Below are 21,075 nucleotides of genomic sequence, written 5' to 3' on the forward strand. Positions count from 1 at the left end.
TTAAATTTAAACTTAACGAACCATTAACAATGGCTGTTGATCTTTTAAGCGTCATTTTATAACACTTCAAATAATCCAGCCGCGCCTTGACCACCGCCAATACACATACTGACAACCACATATTTAATGCCGCGGCGTTTACCTTCAATTAAGGCGTGCATCACCATACGTGTGCCGCTCATACCATAAGGGTGACCGATTGAGATTGCGCCGCCGTCGACATTTAAACGATCGGCGGGAATGCCGAGATATTCAGCACAATAAATGACCTGAACCGCAAACGCTTCATTGATTTCCCATAAACCTATGTCGTCAATGCTAAGGCCATTTCGCTCAAGCAGTTTCGGAATTGCATAGATAGGTCCAATGCCCATTTCATCTGGCTCACATCCGCTCACCACCATGCCTCGATACGCGCCTAATGGTGTTAAACCTCGTTGCTCGGCGAGTTCACGTTCCATTACCACAACCGCTGCTGCACCGTCTGATAGTTGTGATGCATTGCCACCGGTAATCGATCCATTTTCTTTAACCGCTTTTAAGCCAGCTAGACCTTCTAAATTTGTCGATGGGCGATTGCCTTCATCTTGAGTTAAGGTCACTTGCTCTTTACTGATTTCGCCGCTAACTTTATCCATTATCAGCATAGTGCAACTGACCGGGACTATTTCAGCATCAAATCGGCCTTGTGACTGTGCGATTGCGGTGCGTTGCTGAGAGGATAATGCATAGGCATCTTGTGCCTCGCGTGAAATATTATATCGCTTAGCCACCACTTCAGCCGTATCGAGCATCGGCATATAAATCGCTGGTCGATAGGCTTTCACGCTAGGATCTACCGCGCGATGCATGTTCATCTTATCGTTTTGAACCAAGCTGATAGAGTCACAACCTCCGGCAACCACAACTTGGGCACCATCACAAACAATATGATTGGCAGCTATAGCAATAGACATGAGTCCTGATGAACATTGGCGATCAACCGTCATGCCTGGCACCGACACAGGTAATTGCGCCGCCATGGCCACTTGACGACCAAAATTCATGCCTTGGTTACCTTGGGTTAAGGCGGCGCCAAAAATACAGTCTTCAATTTCATTTGGATCGATTCCGGCTCTTTCTACCGCGGCATTAACCGCAATAGCGGCTAACGTGGGGGCTGATAAATCGTTAAAGGCGCCGCGATAGGCTTTACCAATTGGTGTTCTGGCGGCTGAAACAATGACGGCTTCTCTCATGACAAATCCTTTTTTTTAATGATGTGTGCTGCTAATCAATTCACCCTAGAGCCTGAGATTTCATAAACGCCATGGCTTTCATCACAAACTTTTCACCTTGTTGCGAACCCGACACTAAGGCTTTTTGATTGTGTTGATCGGTGAGTTGATCCCAATGTTCACGCACAGTTTCTGGGCTTTGTTTCGCGCTAGGAATAAAGCAGCCATCGGTTTCAAAGATACTCGCGCTTGAATAACCGCCTGCGCCAGCACATAAAATAAATCGATTGGGCGCGTCATCGTCACACAAAGTCAGCATGCCTGCGGTGACCGCTTCTGGTGCAAAGGCTTTAACGATTTCTTCAGGCATTAAATCTTCGGTCATACGTGTGCCAGCCGTAGGTGCTAGCGCATTAATATGGATATTATTTTTCGCACCTTCCAGCACTAAGGTATTCATTAGGCCAATCAGCGCCATTTTAGCCGCGCCATAATTGGCTTGACCAAAGTTACCGTACATACCACTCGATGACGTCGTCATCACGATTCGACCGTAATTTTGCTGCTTCATGATGTCCCATACAGCTTTGGTGCAGTTAACCGAGCCCATCACATGCACGTCCATGACCAGTTTAAAGTCATCTAAGGTCATCTTTGAAAACGACTTATCACGTAAAATACCGGCGTTATTGATTAAAATATCGACACGTCCCCATTTATCCATGGTTTGTTGCACCATGTCTTGTACTTGATCAAAATGGGCAACGTTAGCGCCATGGCTAATCGCTTCACCGCCCATTGCTTCAATCAACTTAACCACCTCTTGTGACGCTGCAGAAGATGCACCGCTGCCATCACGTGCGCCGCCTAAATCATTAACAACGACTTTGGCGCCACGTCTGGCTAATTCCAACGCGTGTGAACGGCCTAATCCGTTACCTGCCCCAGTAACAATAGCCACTTTTCCTGCAAAACTGATAGTCATGTTATTACCTTAACTGTTTATTTTTATTTGTTATTATTTTGTCTGTACCAGCATGATGAATTAACGATCATCACTTAACCAATATTAGTTAACCATTTGTACTGATATCCACTCAGCAACTAATGCCGGTGTATCAACGCCCTCAATCTCAATGGTCACTTCGGTCGATAAGCGAAATTGCCCCGGCTTTTTTTCTTCAATAGAAAGGATTTTCGCATGTGCCCTAATGCGGCTATTGACGCTAACGGGTTGCAAAAATCTGACTTTATCGAAACCGGCATTGAGCCCCATATAGAAGCCATCAATAAGCAGGCTAAATTCTTCAGCAAAATGAGACAACATAGATAACGATAAAAAACCGTGGGCAATGGTGGAACCAAAAGGAGTGGCTTTCGCTTTTTCTTCATCGACGTGAATAAATTGATGGTCGAGAGTGCAATCGGCAAATTGATTAATTTGATCTTGGGTGATTTGGAACCAGTTTGTAGCGGCTGCTTGGTAGCCAATATAGTTAGCAATATCATTGCGATTAATTTTTGTCGGCATTATTCCCTTTCCTCTGATACTTTCGCGGTACTATCCATGAATGAAATTTAAGCGATATCTCATGCTAGTTGCGCTAGGTAAATTAAACAAATGAATAGTTTTGATACTAAGTTATTCACAATATGAATAGCTTGGCGTTTGGAAGGCAGCTAATAGAAACAAATATCTTGAGAGCTTTAACAACAAAAAACATTACTGCACTGGGCGGTAATGTTTTCATTAAATTGGGTTTTATAACGCTCGCCTAAAGCTAGGTAAACCAATCAGCCTAACAGCGCCTTAAGTCGGTTTAATTCACATTAGAACCAATCAGGCTGCATATCAAAGCTGGTGCTGTCAGTGGTAACGAGTAGGTTTGACCAGACGTTAATTTCAGGTAATTCAAAGCGATAAAAATACTGACACGCAAGCAATTTACCTTGATAAAAATCCATATCAGCTTGATGCGGTTGTTCAGCTATCGCTTTAGTGGCGACAATACTTTGCTTAAGCCACAACCAGGCAATAATCACATGACCAAACAACTCTAAATATTTAACCGAATTGGCCAAAGCGAGATCAATATTCTTAGTCGACATTGCCGCTAACACTGCTTGGGTTGTGGTACTTAAGGTCGCAACTGCTTGGGTTAATTGACTAGAAAACTCATGTAAACTGGGATAGTGTTTTGCCTCATCAATGGTGATGACCATTTCAGCTAAGGTCGCTTTATAACCTTGTAAGTTATTCATCGGTACTTTGCGGGTGAGCAAATCTAATGATTGAATCCCAGTAGTACCTTCATGGATCGGGTTTAAGCGATTATCACGATAGAACATTTCAACCGGATGCTCGTTAATATAACCGTGACCGCCCATCACTTGAATCGCCAGTGAATTGGCTTTGGGGCCATATTCTGACGGCCACGTTTTAATAATGGGGGTTAAGAAATCCAACAGTATATGGGCATGTTGGCGTTGCTCGACTGTGACGGCAGTACGTTCATCATCACTTAATTGAGTACCATATAGCACTAACGCCATTGCCCCTTCCGCATAGGCTTTTTGGGCTAACAGCATGCGTTTTACATCAGCATGCTCAATGATATTCACCATAGGTGATTGTGGATCTTTACACGAGGGTAATCGACCTTGGGGGCGATTTTTGGCGTAATCGACTGAATATTGATATCCGGCTACCGCCAAAACTGCGCCACTGGTGCCGACCATAATGCGGGCTTCGTTCATCATGTGAAACATATACTTCAAGCCACAATGTTCTTCACCGACTAAATAGCCAATGGAGCCCTGTTTTTCACCGAAACTCAATGCCGTTGACGTTTGCGCGCGACCACCCATTTTATGAAACAAACCAGCCAGAGCGACGTCATTGTCTGCGCCAATGCTGCCATCATCATTAAGTAAAAACTTAGGTACCACAAATAACGAAATGCCTTTAACACCTTTAGGTGCACCTTGAATTCGAGCCAATACTAAATGAACGATGTTGTCGCTTAAATCGTGATCGCCACCGGAAATATAGATTTTATTGCCCGTAATCCGATATGTACCATCATCGGCTTTTACCGCTTTGGTAATTAAATCACCTAAAGCAGATCCGCTACCGGGCTCTGTCATGGCCATGGTGCCCATAAATCGCCCTTCACGCATAGGTTTAACCCAGGTTTCAATCAACTCAGCATTGCCATGGGCTTGCAGTAAATTGGCATTTGCCGTGGTCAACATGTTGTACCCCATGCCAACACCACCGGCAACACTGAGATACGCCCCTGCTGCACTGGCAATGATTGGCGGCAGTTGCATGCCACCTAACTCATAATCTGCTGTTGCAGCGCCAATGCCCGACTCGTTTACTGCGTCGATAGCGGTTTTAAGTTCTGGGATAATGTGTACTTTTTTGCCGTCAAAAGTTGGCTGATGGCTATCAAGCTTTTGACGAATAGGAAGAAAATATTTTTCTGCAATTATTTTGGCAGTATTGACCACCTCATTAAACGTTTGGCGATCGTGATCTTGATAGCGATCTCTGCTGGTTAATGCTTCACTATCAAACAGTTCATACAGCATAAATTCTAGGTCACGTTGATTCATTAACGTCGCAGGCATAATATTCTCTTCTTATTGTGTTTTCTTCTATAACGTGGAAATGACGTAGCGAACGACTCAGCAAGTGTTTACGCTAACGGCACGAGCTGGCGTGTCAATAACACTGACTGCAAAGCGCAACTTAATAGGCTGATACGCCACCGTCGACCGCAATACATTGGCCTGTCATATAGGTATTGGCAGGAGATAACATCATCAGCATCACCGCGACAATTTCTTTAGGCTCACCTAAGCGATTCATTGGCGCGCCAACGGCCATTTTCTTTTGCTTTTCTGCATCAGCAAAATTGGTCACCATAGGTGTCAGGGTAAAAAATGGGCATATCGCATTGATGCGAATATTATTACGGCCGTACTCAACCGCGCCGGTTTTGGTTAAGCCAATTACCGCATGTTTCGCCATAGAATAAGCACTGCCTCTGGCGGCGCCGACTAACCCAGCCATAGAACTCACGTTGAGGATCGCGCCCTCGCCTTGTTTGAGCATTTGCTGTATTTGATAACGCATACCAAACTGCACGCCTTTAACATTGATCGCAAATTGACTGTCCATAATCGCTTCATCAATTTGATGAAGCGGCATAAATTCATGGGCAACACCGGCATTGTTTACCCCAATATCCACTCGGCCAAAATGCTCAATCGCAGTATCAACCATAGCTTTACACGAGGCATCTTTTGACACATCACATTTCATCGCGATAACCTCAGCGCCGCGAGAGGCAATATCTTCCGCCACCTTACGAACACCTGCTTCATTAATATCACTAATCACTAACTTAGCACCGCGTTTGGCTAATTCTTGTGCCAGTAACTGACCAAAGCCTTGAGCGGCGCCAGTGATAACAGCAACCTTACCGGTAAAGTCTAATAATGGATCCATGCGAGTTACTCCTGTAATTGATGGTCTTTTTGATGTTGTTTTATCATACGGCTGATCTAATGTTATTTTTTAGCTTCGCAAGCAATGACGTCTAAGGCCATTTTGGCCAGAGGCTCAACAAATGATCCCACTTTATTAGCGTGTTCATTGGAGGCATTACCTTCTGTTGCTCGTTTGGCTACACCTTGTGCAATCGCTGCTAAGCGGAAGAAACTGAATGCCAAATAAAAGCCCCAGTGCTCAATCTGCTCAATACCCATGCGTTGGCAATATCGAGCGACATATTCTTCTTCAGACGGAATCCCTAAGCTGGCGCGGTCGATATCTTTTAAACCATCAATGCTGCCCATGCCTGCTGGCATCCGCAGTTGCATACATTGGTATGCTAAATCAGCAAAGGGATGGCCTAAGGTCGATAATTCCCAATCCAGTAAAGCAATAACCTCTGGTGAATCTTTGGCAAACATCATGTTGTCTAAGCGAAAGTCACCATGTACTAAGCAAACACGACCATCATCACTGGGTAGATTATCTTCAAGCCAGTTAATTAAGGCATCCATGGCAGCAATGTTGTGTAATTCTGTGGCGCGATATTGTGATGTCCAGCGACCGAGTTGACGTGCAAAGTAATTGCCCGCTTTACCATAATCAGCTAAACCGACGGCATCAACATCGACACTGTGCAGCGCGACCAAGACTTTATTCATCGCGTCATACATAGCTGAGCGTCGATCATTACTGTCTATTTCGGCTAATGATGCACTCCAATACACAGTGCCATCGCAAAACTCCATCAGATAAAACATTGAACCAATAACGCTGCAGTCTTCACACAGGTGAAATACTTTTGCCACAGGTACATAACTGTCTTTTAGTGCATCTAATACCCGATATTCACGATCGACTGCATGTGCTGATTTTAATAATTTACCCGGCGGTTGACGACGCAACACATACACACCCGTTGGCGAGGTCACTTTGTAAGTGGGATTGGATTGACCACCTGAAAATTTTTCTAAGGTGATCGGCCCTGTAAAGTCGGCGACATGCTGCTCTAAATAAGCGCTAAGTTGTTCATTATCAATGGGGAATACTTGTGACATTTAGCAATACTCTCGTTGTTTGATGGATTTAGCTTGGCTGAGAAAAAGTACGATTACGGGGTGAAACGCTTACTGCGTTTCACCCTAAGCATTTATTTACCCAACTATCTTTTTTACTAAATCACGCCCCAGCTGCATCATATGCACTTGATCTGGACCATCCGCTAAACGCAATGTTCTCTGGCCAGCCCAGGCATGCGCTAAGAAAGTATCTTGACTGACACCCACAGCGCCATGGCATTGAATCGCGCGGTCGATCACATCAAGAGACATACTTGGGGCAACAATTTTAATCATAGCGATCAATTCTTTAGCCGCTTTATTGCCTTCTGTGTCCATTTTCTGGGCTGCTTTTAAGGTCATCAAACGTGCTTGTTCAATTTGGCAGGCTGATTTGGCTATATCTTCGCGAACCGACTGCTGTTTGATCATAGGTTGACCAAATACAATACGCTCGCCAACGCGTTTACACATTAAATCGAGCGCGCGCTGAGCAATACCGATTGAACGCATGCAGTGGTGAATACGCCCAGGGCCAAGACGTCCTTGAGCAATTTCAAAACCTTTGCCTTCGCCAGCAATAATGTTATCCAGCGGCACTCGCACATTAGTAAACGTTACCTCAGCATGGCCTTCAGGTGAATCATCATAGCCGAACACTTTCATCGGTCTTACCATGGTGACACCAGGGGTATTCATCGGTACAAGCACTTGAGATTGCTGAATATAACGGTTGCTATTTTCAGCATCTGTTTTACCCATCACAATCATGATTTCACACTGTTTGCGACATGCGCCGCTAATGTAAAACTTGCGGCCATTAATCACGTATTCATTGCCATCACGCACTATGCTCAGTTCAATATTAGTGGCATCGCTTGAGGCGACTTCAGGTTCTGTCATTGCAAAAGCAGAGCGTATTTTTCCGTCCAGTAAAGGCTCTAACCATTGTTTCTTTTGTGCTTCATTACCGTATTTGGCCAGTACTTCCATGTTGCCGGTGTCGGGTGCCGCGCAGTTAAATACTTCTGGCGCCCACATAACCTTGCCCATAATTTCAGCCAACGGGGCATATTCTAAATTAGTTAATCCAGCACTGTATTTACCGTAGGCAACCGGTAGAAACAAATTCCATAAACCTTCAGCTTTGGCTTTGGCTTTAAGTTGTTCCATTAACGGCGGCGTTGACCATGGTTCGAGCTCAACTTGCTTATGCATTTCTTCTTCGACAGGAAATACATGTAAATCCATAAAGTCGTTGACTCGCTTGATTAATCCTTGAACTTTTTCGCTGTATTCAAAATTCATTACTGTATCCTTTTACCCGGTAATAACGGCGTTAATCGCTGTGGTAATGAGCCTAGACCCACTGACTTAAGCGATTAACTCAACGACATTAATGACTTCTTATTAAACGGTTTAATTTCATCAATGGCGTTGTGCTGGATTTTTTTTACCCACTGAGGATCAACTAATAGCGCCCGCCCAATGGCAACTAAATCAAATTCATCATTGTTTAAGCGCACTAATAACTCATCAATACCGGTTGGATTTGAAGTACCCGACAAATCAGCATTGCCCTCGCCGATAAAATCAGCATCTAGGCCGACATTACCCACAGTGATCACCGGCTTGTTAGTCAATTTTTTAGTCCAACCAGCAAGCCCAAGATCTGAACCCGCAAATTCTGCAACCCAAAAACGACGAGTACTGGCATGGAAAATATCAACGCCAGCATCACTTAATAAACCTAAAAATGTATCAAGTTCTTCAGGTGTTTGGCACAACTTGGCGTTGTAATCTTGTTGTTTCCACTGCGAAAAACGGAAGATAATGGTAAAGTCATTACCCACAGCAGCGCGGATGGCATTCACGATTTCAACACCAAAACGGGTGCGATTTTCTAATGAACCACCATATTTGTCGGTGCGTTGATTGGTCCCTTCCCAGAAAAACTGATCAACTAAGTACCCATGAGCGCCATGCACCTCTATGGCATCAAAACCGATGTTTTTAGCATCGAGCGCGGCTTGAGCAAATGATGCAACCACGGCGTCGATATCGTCTTGGGTCATGGCAACGCCGTTAGCAGCACCAGGCTTATACAAACCTGAAGGGCTATAGGCTGGTGCCTCTTTATGTGGACCTATACCTGACTTTCTTACCGAACCCACATGCCAAAGTTGAGGCGCAATTTTGCCGCCAACAGCATGCACTTCATCAACAACATGCTTCCAACCTGCTAAGGCTTGGTCACCATAAATCGCTGGCACATTCTCGTATCCATTCGCCCCTTCATGGGAGATAAATGTCCCTTCAGTGATAATCAGGCCTACATCGCCTTCGGCGCGTCTACGGTAATAGGCTGCTACTTCATCATTAGGGATATAATTAGGCGAAAATGCTCGAGTCATTGGCGCCATCACCGTCTTATTTTTGAGTGACAATGATGCTGTGACAAAGGGTTCAAATAATCTATTTACACTGGTGTTTTTGTCGCTATTCATATTTGCTTCCTAGCGTTAATTGATGCTTTATTTTTATGTTGTTTGTCTTGTTCAGTTGGCTTAAGCGTTTGGCATTGGAGTCAGCTTGAGTGTTAAGCCGTTAACCAATCAAATAACCGCCATCAACATTAATCGCTGTACCTGTGGTGTAGCTTGATGCATTTGAGACTAAATATAATACAGTGCCGGCCATTTCATCAGGTTGTGCCACGCGCTTCATCGGTACGTGATGCATCATTTGTTTAAGAATGGCTGGGTTATCTACTAAAGCAGAAGCGAATTTAGTGTCGGTACCACCGGGTAATAATGCATTTACGCGAATATTAAATTGGGCGCACTCTTTAGCAAAAGCTTGTGTCATTGAAATCACTGCCGCTTTGGTAATAGAGTAGATACCTTGGTAATCGCCCGGGATCACGCCATTAACTGACGCGACATTGACAATAGCGCCACCGCCACTGTCTTTCATTAATTGCGCGCCCTTAGTCGACATAAAGAAATACCCCCGAATATTCACATCAACCGTCTTTTGAAAGGCAATTAAATCGGTATCGATAATGTGACCAAAATAAGGATTTGCGGCAGCATTATTGACTAAAATATCCAGCTTGCCATGTTGCTGTTTGATTGCAGCAAAGATTGAGTCAATTTGATCTAACTCGCCAATATGACAGGCAATGGCTTGTGCACTGCCGCCTGCGGCAACAATTTCATCTACCACGGTTTGGCAGGCTTCAAGTTTTCGGCTTGATACAATCACATGAGCACCATACTGGGCTAATACTTTAGCAACACTTTCGCCAATACCACGGCTGGCTCCGGTGACTAAAGCAACTTTCCCTGTTAAATCAAATAAATCGCCCTTGTTCATGTTATTTCCTTATTATTTTGGGTTAATCGTTTTCGAGTTAATAGCTTCGAATGAATTGTACTCGGGTTAAATTGTTATATTGGTTTTGCTCGCTGAACTCAGCAAGTAAACAGAGGCTGTTGATAGCGTCAGTCAATATTTACGTTACTCCATTTGAAGCTTATTTTTAAACGTGTAACGGCACTTAAGTTTACTTATAGGTGATCCACTCATCACCAGCCTGCTCTAAATGGCTATAGTTATTAAAATAATCCACGCTCAGCATATTTTCCGAAAACAGTAATTTGGTCACGCTGGTATTTCTGGTTTGTTGATTAATGGCTAATGTTTGTTGATCGTTTAATTTTAATATGTGCTGGATGATCACTGAAATGGTACCGCCTGAGGTGAACACTAAAATGTCTTTAGACGGTTTAGGTTCATGGTTCACCGCACGTAACTGGCGTTTATGACTCAATTGCTGTTGAATAATATCTTGCAATGCACGAATACAGCGCGCCTGAAACTGCGGCCAACTCTCTTTATACTCATGATGGTTATCGCCTGAAATCCAGCGTTTAAGTGCTTGATAAAATTCTTGCTGCAGTGCCTTATTGGGCTCATCCAGTTGGTTTAGCGCGTCATTCATTTTGGCAAAGTTATTCCACTGGGGATTGTATTGCTGCAAAATCTCGACATGATCAAACTCATTAAAACCCGAGTGGATAACCATAGGCGTGGTCTCACCTTGGTATCCATTGACAAAGTGAGTTAACGTTTGGCCGTGACGCAGCAAGTCGCCGCAATAAAACTGACTCGGGGCCCCTCTTGAACGCCAATACTCGCCCAACAATCTCGCCTGCTGGCTACCTTTGTTTGATAATTGATCGTAATCAGTGCTGCCAAATGAGGCTTGCCCGTGTCGAATCAAATAAATTGCTGCCATGTCGTGTCTCTGACTGAGTAAAAGAATGATGACTCAATAGGTAAACAATGAATCGTTGCTAACTTAAATGTAATTGCAGCCGTTTAATCTGCTGTATCACATCGTTTATTTGATTGTCATAACGGTCATTTTGCATGCGTTTTACGCTATATCGAATCTACTTGACTATGCTAATGCCAACATCTAAATTGAACAAATGAATAGTTCTAATACCCTACTATTTATAATTTAAATAGTATGCCCATCTTAGGTGGTGTTAATGCACAGTAAGGGATCACTGGAGTAAATATGAAAATTGATTTGAATTTGTTTGTGGTGTTTGATGCAATCTATTGCGAAGGTAATATCACTAAAGCGGCATCGGTATTGAATCTATCCCAGCCGGCTGTGAGTCACTCGCTGGGTAAATTACGCACTCATTTTGATGATGCTTTATTTATCAGGCAAGGTAATGAAATGCGCCCGACTCCGGTGGCAAAGAATGTAATAGATGATGTGCGCGAAGCCTTGCACCAATTACAAGTATGTTTAGTGCAATCTAGACAGTTTGAGCCATTAACCTCACGCAAAAGCTTTTCATTATCCTTACACGGTTCTTTAGAACCTTACTATTTGCCTATCTTGCAACAAAGCTTGTCGTTAGAGTCGCCAGCAATCAATTTAAGCAGTAATAAGCGAGTAAGACGCACAGAACTTGAAAACAAACTGGCCAGTGGCGACATCGATTTGGCCATTGATACCTTAATCCCTGTCAGCAACAATATTATGCATACGCAGTTAGAGTTAGATCAACTGGTTGTTATTGCGCGTAAAAATCACCCAGCTATTACCGACGCACTCGATTTAGAGACTTATTTGCGCCTAGAGCATGTATTGGTGTCATCTCGCTCAACCGGACCTAGCTTAGAAGATTTTGAACTGTCACGTATCGGTTTACATCGTAAAATATCCCTACGGTGTCAGCATGCGTTATCGGCGTGTAGAGTGATCTTAAATAACGACATGTTACTGACATTACCGAAAACGGCCGCAGCCATGTACGGTCAAATGCTTGATATCGCCATTTACCCCATGCCAGTTGAATTACCCGATATTGGGGTGCATTTATACTGGCATATTAATGTCGACAAAGAGCCAGCGAATAAATGGCTCAGAAACAAAATGATTATTGCGGCAACAAATACAAGAATCACACCTTAATCGAAATCCATAATGGGTAAACAAACAGCTGCAACCATAAGCTGACTGACATATCCTGCGCAACATAGTAAACAGATAATATTATCCACTATGTCGAGCAGCTTAATCGCTACACAGGCATGCCCCTTGGGCAACTAACGTCAAACATTATGAGAATAATGAGCCAAATTTTACGCGCTTAGGCCATCACTTTTTGTCGGTGTAACGTGCTTCTGAGCATCCGAAAGCTGGTTATGTAAATGCGAAGTATCAGTGGCTTTAGCTAAAGACAATTAGGCTATGTTATCTAGACGTGGGAGATCGTTAAGTATTAATAAATAACAGCACGACAATTATGATACAAATTAGCCAGCGAAGAGTGAGATTAATGTAATCATCCTTGATTACATTTTACTATTAACAATTATCTATCCAATCAATAATATCGACATCTTCTATCAAGGTTTTTAGATTGCTTTTTGCAAATTCATCAAGTTGACCAGACAAAAATACTTTCACTACATACATAATGAGCCCCAACTTTTGGTCTGTTAAGCCTTTTGCGGCAAAGTCAGGCTTGTCTTGCATTAAAATGATTTGACATAATTCCAGCGGGTAGCCCCATAGCGTCAATATATACACAGTTAACGAGGTTGCTTCATCGAGTATCATTTTATTATCATCGGCATCGATATTAATAAATTCATTTGCTTCAGCAATAAACACTAAACGACCAATGCCACTGAGTAACGAAGCAATAAACACATTATCAAGTTGAACGGCTTTAAAGCCCAATGACTGGCTTAACTGGCGACTAAGTTTTGAATAATTAAAAGCCCACTCATTAACCTTTTTGTGAATTTCTATGGGTAATTTTGGCGCAATACAATTATTGACAAGCATAGATATTACAATGGTTTCTGTCATTTTAAGACCTAATCTTTTGATGGCCTCTTCTAACGAAACGGTTTTACTGTGGTAGCCTAAAAAAGCCGAATTGGCGATTTGAATAATTTTTGCCGCAATAAACGCTTCTTGCTTAATAAGGTCTGCAGTTTGTCCAATATCAACTTCATCAATGGCAAATAATGTTCTTAACTGTGCAGCTATTTCGGGTAACGGAAAAAAATAGCCAATTCGACCTAATTTGTTACGCATTTCTAAACTAAAATTAAGCGAATCGAGGCGTTCCAAACAAAAGAACACATCTTCTAAATCAGCTGCTGCAAAGGGTTTTTTTAGTACAAAATGCGACACTTCACTAACTTTTGAGACCACATCTTCGGCGGTATCGCCAGTGAGTAATACTCTTACTGATGAGGGAATAATCGCAGCTATTTCTTCAAGAAGCTCATCGCCATTTTTTTCAGGCATAAGGTAATCGCAAAATATTGCATCGGGCAACACCCCATGAGGCAATGCATCTTGCCAACTTAGGGCATCTTCACAAATATAAAAGTCCCAGTTTGGCTGAGCTCGTCGAGCGGTGCGTTGCAGTGCTTTAAGCATAAACATATCATCATCGATGAACAGCACAGATAATTTTTTCATATTCCCCCCATTACCGCAGCAATTGATGCGTCGGCATTGGCAATCAACCGAGTAAAACTGTCTTCATCTTGAGGCCGAGCAATAAAGTAGCCTTGAATGACATCACAGTTAAGTTTTTCAAGGATCAACATTTGCTCAATGTGCTCTACCCCCTCCACAACAACTTTCATGCCTAAGTCGTGGGCCATTCGGGTAATATTACCGACCATGCTTTGAGTATTTAAATTGTCTGAGATATCAATAATTAGCGACCGATCAATTTTTAACACATCAATAGGCAGTTTTGAAAGATAAGATAAGGATGAGTAACCAGTACCAAAATCATCAATGGCAATACTGATACCGGCATTTTTTAATCGAGTTAATTTTTCTGCACTTTCTTCAATATTATCAACTAACCATGACTCGGTAAGTTCAAATTCCAGAGTCGACATATCAATATCAAATCCTGCTAATAATGCTTCCACTCTGGGAATAAAATCGGCATGGGATAGCTGTTTCCCCGATATATTTATTGCGACTTTATCGAGTTTGATACCTTTTTGGGTCCAATTTGATATTGCCATGCACGCAGCATGAATGACCCAATAACCTAGCTCTATAATTTGCCCTTCTCGCTCTGCTATCGGAATAAACACCACAGGGGAAATATTGCCTAATTGTGGATGTTCCCAGCGAAGTAACACTTCACAGCTGGTAATTTTGCGCTGATTTAAATCAAACTTAGGCTGAAAATGCAAATAGAGTTGTTGATTGTCGACCGCGTGGAATAAGGCTTTGCTAATAAACAGTTGCTTGCGTTTTTGCTCAATAATTGCCGCATCATAGCGCATAAAGAAATGCGAATGACCCGTTCTGTGTAAACGATTAGAGATTAATGCATTGCTGAGTAATTGGGCGGCATTATCACCATCTTCTCTGGCGATACAATAGGTGACGACCAGTTCAACTCTGACTGATTTGTCTGAATAACTAGTATGACTAAAGGGGGCGATAAAATCAGTGAGTTGTTTGTGCAAATCATGCTCGTTGGTAAAATTATCCATGAGCAACACAAAATGTTCATTAGTCAAAAAAGCTAACGCTGAGGAAGATATTTTAGACTGAGTAAATAAGGTTAACGCAATATCATCAAATAACTTTTCAGTCGCCACCTGGCCAATTATCTCAGTCCAATAACTGTAATTTTTAAGGTGGATGGCCACCATCGCAAATGGCTTGACGGTCTCGAGCAGTGAATCAGCTAAATTAACGATTTCGTTTTGATCTAAAAATGAGGCTAATTGTTTTCTATATGGCAATGCACCATCATTTTTATTCATAAATTGCAGTTCAAAAAAGCGCGATTTATCTGTCGTTTTCTTTAACACGAATTCGACATTTTTGCCAGTGGTTGCCTTTAGCACCACGTTATCAATATTGCTACTAAATAGCGTTAACAGACATTCATAGGAGCAAAATGGAAACACATCGGCGATTAAAATACTGCTGGAATCTAGATTAAATATTTGCTTGGCAACACCATTAACTCTGCCGATCTGGCCGTTAGGATAAAGTTCAATCAGGGCTTCTGCGCTATTGGCCATTAATTGATTGACTTCATTTTCGTCAAAGTGTTTGTTGTAAGCAATAAAAGCGGCTTCAACCTCGGAATAAAGAAGCGTTTCATCCCAGGGTTTTTGTAAAAAACGAAACACAGTACCAGAATTAAGTAACGCTAATACTGAACTAAAATCAGTAAAACCACTGAGGATCATGCACAGACTTGTAGGATATTGCGCTTTTATGGCCGCCAATAATTGCGAGCCGTTCATTACTGGCATTCTAAAATCAGAAATAATCACCTGACAATGTTCTTGAGCCATGATGTTGAGCGCGTCATAACCACTGGTTGCAGTAAATACCCGATAGCCTGCACGAGCAAACAATCGTTTTAATGCCCGTAAAATGGCCTCTTCATCATCAACAATCAACAGCTTATTCGTCATATTTCTACCAGTTAATTAAAAAATTTATCTACCGCTGAACGCAATTGCTCATTATCGAATGGTTTTGGTAATACGGCATCTGCGCCTAGATCTAATGCTTTTTGCAATTCAATTTCAGATAACCCTGACACCACTAAAATTTTTAGATGGTTTAGCTCTGGTTGTTGGCGGATAAACTGCAGAACTTCAAAACCGTCTAATCCAGGCATAGATAAATCGAGTGTAACAAGGTCAGGTTTATCGCTAAGCACTTTAACCCCAGCCTGAAATCCATCAGATGCAAATGAAAACTCATAGCCGCTGGGTATCAATACGCGGCGGATCGCATTTCTAATTTCAATTTCATCGTCAATAATTAAAATGCGCTTGGGCAATTCTTTCACTGAATCAATTTGGTTAGAGTGACTTAATAACTCCTCAGGCATAGGCATTTTTTGGGTTTGCAAAAACATAATAAAATCGTCTAGTAATACACGATAATTACCTCGACCTGGTAGCTTATGTCCTTTTAATCGCCCTTGAGCAATCCATCGACTTACGGTGCGCTGGTGTACATCGCAATATTGCGCAATGTCACTCGGTCGTAATGTCTTCATAGAATGTTATCCATCATATATCTTGATTAATTAACCGTTATAGCATAACTTAATCTAAGAGACAAATAAGACAAGCGAGAAATTAAGGACATTATGAGCTCATTAGAAACATCAATGCCTATTATTTTGTGTGTCGACGACGAGACCAGCATCTTGAAGTCGCTGCAACGCTTATTCATGTCTTCAAAAGTGAAGCTATTACTGTCATCAAGTGGCCAACAAGCGCTTGAACTTATGCAAACAGAAAAAGTTAATATCATTATTTCAGATATGCGTATGCCTAATATGACAGGTGCTGAATTCCTTGCACAAGCGGCAGTGCTTCAACCGGATGCTTATCGTATTTTAATGACTGGATATTCTGATATTCAATCAACCGTTAGTGCGATTAATGTGGGTAAAATTCATCGTTATATTCAAAAACCTTGGGATAACGCAGAGCTACTTGCTCAAGTTCATGAAGGCTTAGAAATCTATCGTCTCGTAGAAGCTAACAAGTTGCTGACAAAAAAAATCACTCTGCAGAACAAGCAACTAAAACAATTAAACAATAACTTAGAAGAGATGGTTCAGCAACGAACTACCCAATTAAAAAAGACATTATATCAATACAAACTGTTGGCCAGTACACGTGGTAATGAGCAAAAAGCCACACTTGAAGTTCTTTATAATTTGATCAGTATTAACCCAGCATTAAATGGCAAGTTTGCACTGCAAGTGAGTGAAACATGTGGTCACATAGCCACTGCATTAAAGATGAATAAAGCTCATGTCGAGTTAATCAGTAAAGCAGGTCTATACTGTGAACTGGGTAAACTAGGCTTGCCTGCACATTGTCTTACTGGCCCCTACGACCAACTCAGTAGTGCAGCCCAAAAACGCTTTTTTCAACACCCGCAATTGGCAGAAGAAATGCTGGCACCAGCGGTTCACCTATCGACGATTAGTGAGATCATTGGCAGTCAATATGAGCACTATAACGGTACGGGTGAACCGTTACAAAAAGTGGCACAAAACATTCATATTGGGGCTCGTATATTAGCCGTCGCAAGAGACTTTTGGTTAGCGTTATTTGAACAACAAAATGCAAAAGACCAAACTAAAGACCTCACCAAAGAAGAAATATATAAACACATAAAACTACAGCAAGGTAACGTGTATGACCCCAAAGTCGTCAATGTGCTAGGGCAAATCATTACTGCTTACCAGGACCAAGAAACGATTAACCATTCAGATGCGCAATTAGATGATGGTCTGCTTATTGAACAAATCACCGAAGGTATGCGCTTAACTCAAAATTTATACAATCGTAAACACATGTTGTTATTGCCTAAAGGCCATGTGTTTTGCGAGAAAACACTGCAGAACTTATACCGCTATCAGACAAAAAATAACGAAAAATTGCTCATCAAAGCAGAGCGAGTTGAACAAACAGATACCCAGGCAGAATAAAATATATGAACAGCTCAACAACCGAATTAACAATAATATTTACCCGCACTTTTTACAGGTAATCGTGCCGATATGATGGATATTGTTACCAGACTATTTTACTCAAAGTCGTTTTCATTAAGACGATTATGGTTTTTTTGCACCACAACGCTGTTGGGATTTATCGCCAATGCTATGGCGATCGAACTGCCTATTGTCGTACCTTTTCTCATCGGTAACATTGCCTTTTCAATTATCCTCATTCGCTTAGGTTTTATCTGGTCTCTGTTGGCTCTTGCTATCGTCAGCGTTCCAATAGCAAGTAATATTGAATTATTTAACAGCATCTTGCAGCTGTTTTGCTTGATGTTATTAACATTAAATTTGAAACAACCTCTTTGGCGAGTAATGGGTGTTTATACTGTCGCCATAGGCTTTATCTACCATCAATTTGCGTATCCCATTTTTACTGAATCGCCAGCGTTATTAGTCAGTGCGACACTGTTAAACGGTTGTATTTTTATTTTATGTACCAAAACGGCGTTAATGCTAAATGCCATTACAATCACCCCAAAAAATCAAAAAAATCAAAGCTTAAAGCTGCAGTTAAGCCATCGAATTGGTTTGTATAGCGCCGTACCCTGCACTATTTTAATCGCATTTATTTTACAAGGTGCTATCAGTCTCCACATATCATCCGTTCTGCAGTATTACGATAATGAACAAAGTAAATTTATTAATGAAATTCAACGTCATATCGAACGGTATATCGGCAATACAGAACTTATCGCCAGTTTAGGACATGACAATATTGACCAAAACACATTACGTAAGTTAACTGAACAACAAGCAGAACTGATATCTGCACTGGTCACCGATAAGAATGGCCTTATTTCACTATTTTATAAAGCCGACTTACCTAACAGTAAAATGCAAAAGACATCGGTTGCCGACCGGAGTTATTTCAGTAAACCTAAGGAACTGAGCAAAAGCTATGTCAGTGAGACCTTTCAGGGAAGAGGACTGGGTGAAGATCGATTATTTGCGGTCAGCGCACCGCTTTTCCAAAATGGCACATTTGATGGGGTAGTCGAGATTTCTGTCAATCTTAAAACGTTAACCAATACCTTCAAATCTTCAGATGATATGGATTCTAACCGTATTTTACTCGACAGAGACTCGAAGAAAATTTGGGGTAGCGATACCTTAGGACAGTTAGGTCGTGTCTGGACAGAACGGCCATTAATGACACCTTTCACAAGCTCTGTGTTTGGACAGCATATATTTAATAAAGTTGAACCAATTGCCTTCACATCTGACGGTCGTTATATCGTTATACGAAAACACCTAGACGAATTGAATTGGACTGCGCTGTACTATTTAGACACCCGCTCATTTGTGATTCGCTATTTTATTTATTTATCGATTGCGATGATATCAGCGTTGTTATTGCTGCAATACATCACAGTGTTGTCTGGGCGATTAATTCATCAGTACACCAATACATTAGAACAAATTACCCGCCACACTCATCGCTGGCGATCTGATAAACCTAATACACAGCCTCTGACATTTACCACCACAGCACTTGAGTTTGAAGTATTGTCTGAAAGCATTAATGGTTTGCAAAAGCGAGTAATCGATTCTCGCAAAGCTATGCACAAATCAATGGCAGAAGTGAGCACTCTCAATAATGAATTAGAAGCAAGAGTCAAAGACAGAACTCAGCAACTGGAACAAGAACGTGATAAAGCAAAACTGCTCGCAGAAATTAAAACCCGGTTTCTAGCAAATATGAGTCATGAGATCCGCACACCGATTACTATTATTAAGGGTTTTACTGAAGAACTGCTTAGTGAAGCGACGGGCGATACCTACCGCACGCTTAATCGTATAAATCAAAATACTCTGCACTTACAAAATGTAATTGATGATATTCTCGATACAGCTAAAATTGAGCAAGGCAAAATGCGCATCGCATTAGAATCGATTAATCTTGCCCATTTTATGACTAACTTTATCGATAGCACGGCACAAATGGCGCACAAAAAGGGCTTGTCTATTGACTATGATGTCAGTGACATTGCTGACGTTCATATCATGGCCGACCCTTTCCGATTACAACAAATATTACTTAATTTACTCAGTAACGCGGTAAAGTTTACCGCCACAGGATCGATTACCCTTAAAGCTGAAAAAACAACAGCGCAAAGCTGTAGCATCAAAGTAATAGACCAAGGTATTGGCATTAGCAAACAGCAACAGTCCACCCTGTTTGAGGCATTTACCCAAGCCAATTCCAGCACGAGTCGAGATTATGGCGGTACAGGACTTGGCTTGTATATTAGCAAACAACTTGCTGATGCAATGGACATATCACTCACGGTAACCAGCGAGATTGGTCAAGGGTCGACTTTCATGCTGAGTTTTAACACCCACAGCGCTTCGCAAAAACCAATAAAAGACTCGACTGTAATAGCAACTGAATTGCCTACCAGTGCAAGTCATGGTAGAAAATTGCTCATTGTTGATGATGTTGAAGACATTCGCATCTTAGTGGCTGCTTACGTTAAGTCACTTAATATGGATTTATTGTTTGCGGAGAATGGTCAACAAGCCTTGGATATTGCCCTCAAACATCGCCCAGATATCATTATTATGGATCAGCAAATGCCAATAATGGATGGCTTGAGCGCGGGTCAAGCAATGAGACGTCATGGGTTTGAATCGGTGATTATTTCACTGAGTGCAGATGTGTTTGAACAGCACCCTGTAAGCGACACCGTATCGCCTTTTAACGCAACGCTTTGCAAGCCTATTGATAAAACACAACTGTTAAATACCATACAATTTTGTTTATCAAAACATGATATAACACTGCCTAATGAAGATATTACTAGTATGAGTGCACAACAAGAGATGGACGGATTCGACGAGTTACGACAGGACTACCTAGAAAGTTTACGCGCCATACCTGACGAGTTAAATTTGCTTGCGGCAACCTCAGAGCATAAACAAGTTGTCATGCTATTTCATAAAATTAAGGGAACCAGTGCCTGCTTAGGGTTACATGACGTGAGTGCAACAGCACAACAGGCAGAAGCCGCGCTAAGAGATGGGGGCAATCTTAATCAAGTGTGTGATGAGTTTAATGCGCGCTTAACGCAATTGTTCTCTTGTTAAGATCG

At 41.9% G+C, this 21,075-nt stretch carries 16 protein-coding genes; 3 read left to right on the plus strand and 13 right to left on the minus strand.

Annotated features, from left to right (window positions below):
* Nucleotides 1-56 precede the first annotated feature (56 nt).
* From ACED29_RS00545 to ACED29_RS00590, 10 genes are all read right to left on the minus strand, one after another.
* Complete coding sequence (locus ACED29_RS00545) at nt 57-1,238, minus strand: acetyl-CoA C-acyltransferase (protein WP_371696678.1); 1,182 nt, start codon at nt 1,236-1,238, stop codon at nt 57-59.
* A gap of 40 nt (nt 1,239-1,278) precedes the next feature.
* A complete protein-coding gene (locus ACED29_RS00550) occupies nt 1,279-2,202 on the minus strand; it encodes an SDR family NAD(P)-dependent oxidoreductase (protein WP_371696680.1) in 924 nt (307 codons plus the stop codon).
* 84 nt (nt 2,203-2,286) lie between these two features.
* On the minus strand, nt 2,287-2,748 hold the full coding sequence (locus ACED29_RS00555; protein ID WP_182722901.1) for a MaoC family dehydratase: 462 nt from the start codon (nt 2,746-2,748) through the stop codon (nt 2,287-2,289).
* 299 nt (nt 2,749-3,047) lie between these two features.
* Nucleotides 3,048-4,853, minus strand: a complete 1,806-nt coding sequence (locus ACED29_RS00560; RefSeq protein WP_371696682.1) for an acyl-CoA dehydrogenase — start codon at nt 4,851-4,853, stop codon at nt 3,048-3,050.
* Between the two features lie 121 nt (nt 4,854-4,974).
* Nucleotides 4,975-5,736, minus strand: coding sequence for an SDR family NAD(P)-dependent oxidoreductase (locus tag ACED29_RS00565; protein WP_371696684.1), 762 nt, complete (start codon nt 5,734-5,736; stop codon nt 4,975-4,977).
* 62 nt (nt 5,737-5,798) lie between these two features.
* Entirely contained in the window at nt 5,799-6,839 is a 1,041-nt protein-coding gene (locus tag ACED29_RS00570; protein WP_371696686.1) for a phosphotransferase family protein, read from the minus strand.
* A 96-nt stretch (nt 6,840-6,935) separates the two neighbouring features.
* Entirely contained in the window at nt 6,936-8,147 is a 1,212-nt protein-coding gene (locus ACED29_RS00575; protein WP_124014823.1) for an acyl-CoA dehydrogenase family protein, read from the minus strand.
* Nucleotides 8,148-8,221: 74 nt separating this feature from the next.
* Complete coding sequence (locus ACED29_RS00580) at nt 8,222-9,346, minus strand: NADH:flavin oxidoreductase (RefSeq protein ID WP_182741912.1); 1,125 nt, start codon at nt 9,344-9,346, stop codon at nt 8,222-8,224.
* A gap of 100 nt (nt 9,347-9,446) precedes the next feature.
* Nucleotides 9,447-10,217: an SDR family oxidoreductase gene (locus tag ACED29_RS00585; protein WP_124014821.1), complete on the minus strand. Its 771-nt coding sequence runs from the start codon at nt 10,215-10,217 to the stop codon at nt 9,447-9,449.
* 190 nt (nt 10,218-10,407) lie between these two features.
* Complete coding sequence (locus ACED29_RS00590) at nt 10,408-11,142, minus strand: histidine phosphatase family protein (RefSeq protein WP_124014820.1); 735 nt, start codon at nt 11,140-11,142, stop codon at nt 10,408-10,410.
* A gap of 288 nt (nt 11,143-11,430) precedes the next feature.
* Here ACED29_RS00590 and ACED29_RS00595 point away from each other — a divergent pair, with 288 nt between their 5' ends.
* Complete coding sequence (locus tag ACED29_RS00595) at nt 11,431-12,342, plus strand: LysR family transcriptional regulator (RefSeq protein WP_124014819.1); 912 nt, start codon at nt 11,431-11,433, stop codon at nt 12,340-12,342.
* Nucleotides 12,343-12,738: 396 nt separating this feature from the next.
* On the opposite strand, the gene ACED29_RS00600 is transcribed toward ACED29_RS00595, so the two are convergent.
* From ACED29_RS00600 to ACED29_RS00610, 3 genes are read right to left on the minus strand one after another with little or no spacing between them, the layout of a single operon-like run.
* A complete protein-coding gene (locus ACED29_RS00600) occupies nt 12,739-13,872 on the minus strand; it encodes an HDOD domain-containing protein (protein ID WP_371696690.1) in 1,134 nt (377 codons plus the stop codon).
* Nucleotides 13,869-15,860 (minus strand): EAL domain-containing protein, encoded by a 1,992-nt coding sequence (locus tag ACED29_RS00605; protein WP_371696691.1) that lies wholly within the window; start codon nt 15,858-15,860, stop codon nt 13,869-13,871. Before ACED29_RS00605 ends, ACED29_RS00600 begins: the two co-directional genes overlap by 4 nt.
* A gap of 11 nt (nt 15,861-15,871) precedes the next feature.
* Entirely contained in the window at nt 15,872-16,456 is a 585-nt protein-coding gene (locus tag ACED29_RS00610; RefSeq protein ID WP_182697316.1) for a response regulator, read from the minus strand.
* Between the two features lie 93 nt (nt 16,457-16,549).
* Here ACED29_RS00610 and ACED29_RS00615 point away from each other — a divergent pair, with 93 nt between their 5' ends.
* Both ACED29_RS00615 and ACED29_RS00620 read left to right on the plus strand, forming a co-directional pair.
* Nucleotides 16,550-17,908 (plus strand): HD domain-containing phosphohydrolase, encoded by a 1,359-nt coding sequence (locus ACED29_RS00615; protein ID WP_371696692.1) that lies wholly within the window; start codon nt 16,550-16,552, stop codon nt 17,906-17,908.
* Between the two features lie 174 nt (nt 17,909-18,082).
* Nucleotides 18,083-21,070, plus strand: a complete 2,988-nt coding sequence (locus ACED29_RS00620) for an ATP-binding protein (protein WP_371696694.1) — start codon at nt 18,083-18,085, stop codon at nt 21,068-21,070.
* Nucleotides 21,071-21,075 lie beyond the last annotated feature (5 nt).

The sequence above is a fragment of the Shewanella sp. 5S214 genome, assembly GCF_041439795.1.
GTDB classification, from domain to species: Bacteria; Pseudomonadota; Gammaproteobacteria; order Enterobacterales; family Shewanellaceae; genus Shewanella; species Shewanella vesiculosa.

Bases quoted from the DNA above. Each gene is read 5' to 3' on its own strand.
- ACED29_RS00545 (WP_371696678.1), bottom strand. From the start codon at position 1,238: ATGAGAGAAGCCGTCATTGTTTCAGCCGCCAGAACACCAATTGGTAAA.
- ACED29_RS00550 (WP_371696680.1), bottom strand. From the start codon at position 2,202: ATGACTATCAGTTTTGCAGGAAAAGTGGCTATTGTTACTGGGGCAGGT.
- ACED29_RS00555 (WP_182722901.1), bottom strand. From the start codon at position 2,748: ATGCCGACAAAAATTAATCGCAATGATATTGCTAACTATATTGGCTAC.
- ACED29_RS00560 (WP_371696682.1), bottom strand. From the start codon at position 4,853: ATGCCTGCGACGTTAATGAATCAACGTGACCTAGAATTTATGCTGTAT.
- ACED29_RS00565 (WP_371696684.1), bottom strand. From the start codon at position 5,736: ATGGATCCATTATTAGACTTTACCGGTAAGGTTGCTGTTATCACTGGC.
- ACED29_RS00570 (WP_371696686.1), bottom strand. From the start codon at position 6,839: ATGTCACAAGTATTCCCCATTGATAATGAACAACTTAGCGCTTATTTA.
- ACED29_RS00575 (WP_124014823.1), bottom strand. From the start codon at position 8,147: ATGAATTTTGAATACAGCGAAAAAGTTCAAGGATTAATCAAGCGAGTC.
- ACED29_RS00580 (WP_182741912.1), bottom strand. From the start codon at position 9,346: ATGAATAGCGACAAAAACACCAGTGTAAATAGATTATTTGAACCCTTT.
- ACED29_RS00585 (WP_124014821.1), bottom strand. From the start codon at position 10,217: ATGAACAAGGGCGATTTATTTGATTTAACAGGGAAAGTTGCTTTAGTC.
- ACED29_RS00590 (WP_124014820.1), bottom strand. From the start codon at position 11,142: ATGGCAGCAATTTATTTGATTCGACACGGGCAAGCCTCATTTGGCAGC.
- ACED29_RS00595 (WP_124014819.1), top strand. From the start codon at position 11,431: ATGAAAATTGATTTGAATTTGTTTGTGGTGTTTGATGCAATCTATTGC.
- ACED29_RS00600 (WP_371696690.1), bottom strand. From the start codon at position 13,872: ATGAAAAAATTATCTGTGCTGTTCATCGATGATGATATGTTTATGCTT.
- ACED29_RS00605 (WP_371696691.1), bottom strand. From the start codon at position 15,860: ATGACGAATAAGCTGTTGATTGTTGATGATGAAGAGGCCATTTTACGG.
- ACED29_RS00610 (WP_182697316.1), bottom strand. From the start codon at position 16,456: ATGAAGACATTACGACCGAGTGACATTGCGCAATATTGCGATGTACAC.
- ACED29_RS00615 (WP_371696692.1), top strand. From the start codon at position 16,550: ATGAGCTCATTAGAAACATCAATGCCTATTATTTTGTGTGTCGACGAC.
- ACED29_RS00620 (WP_371696694.1), top strand. From the start codon at position 18,083: ATGGCGATCGAACTGCCTATTGTCGTACCTTTTCTCATCGGTAACATT.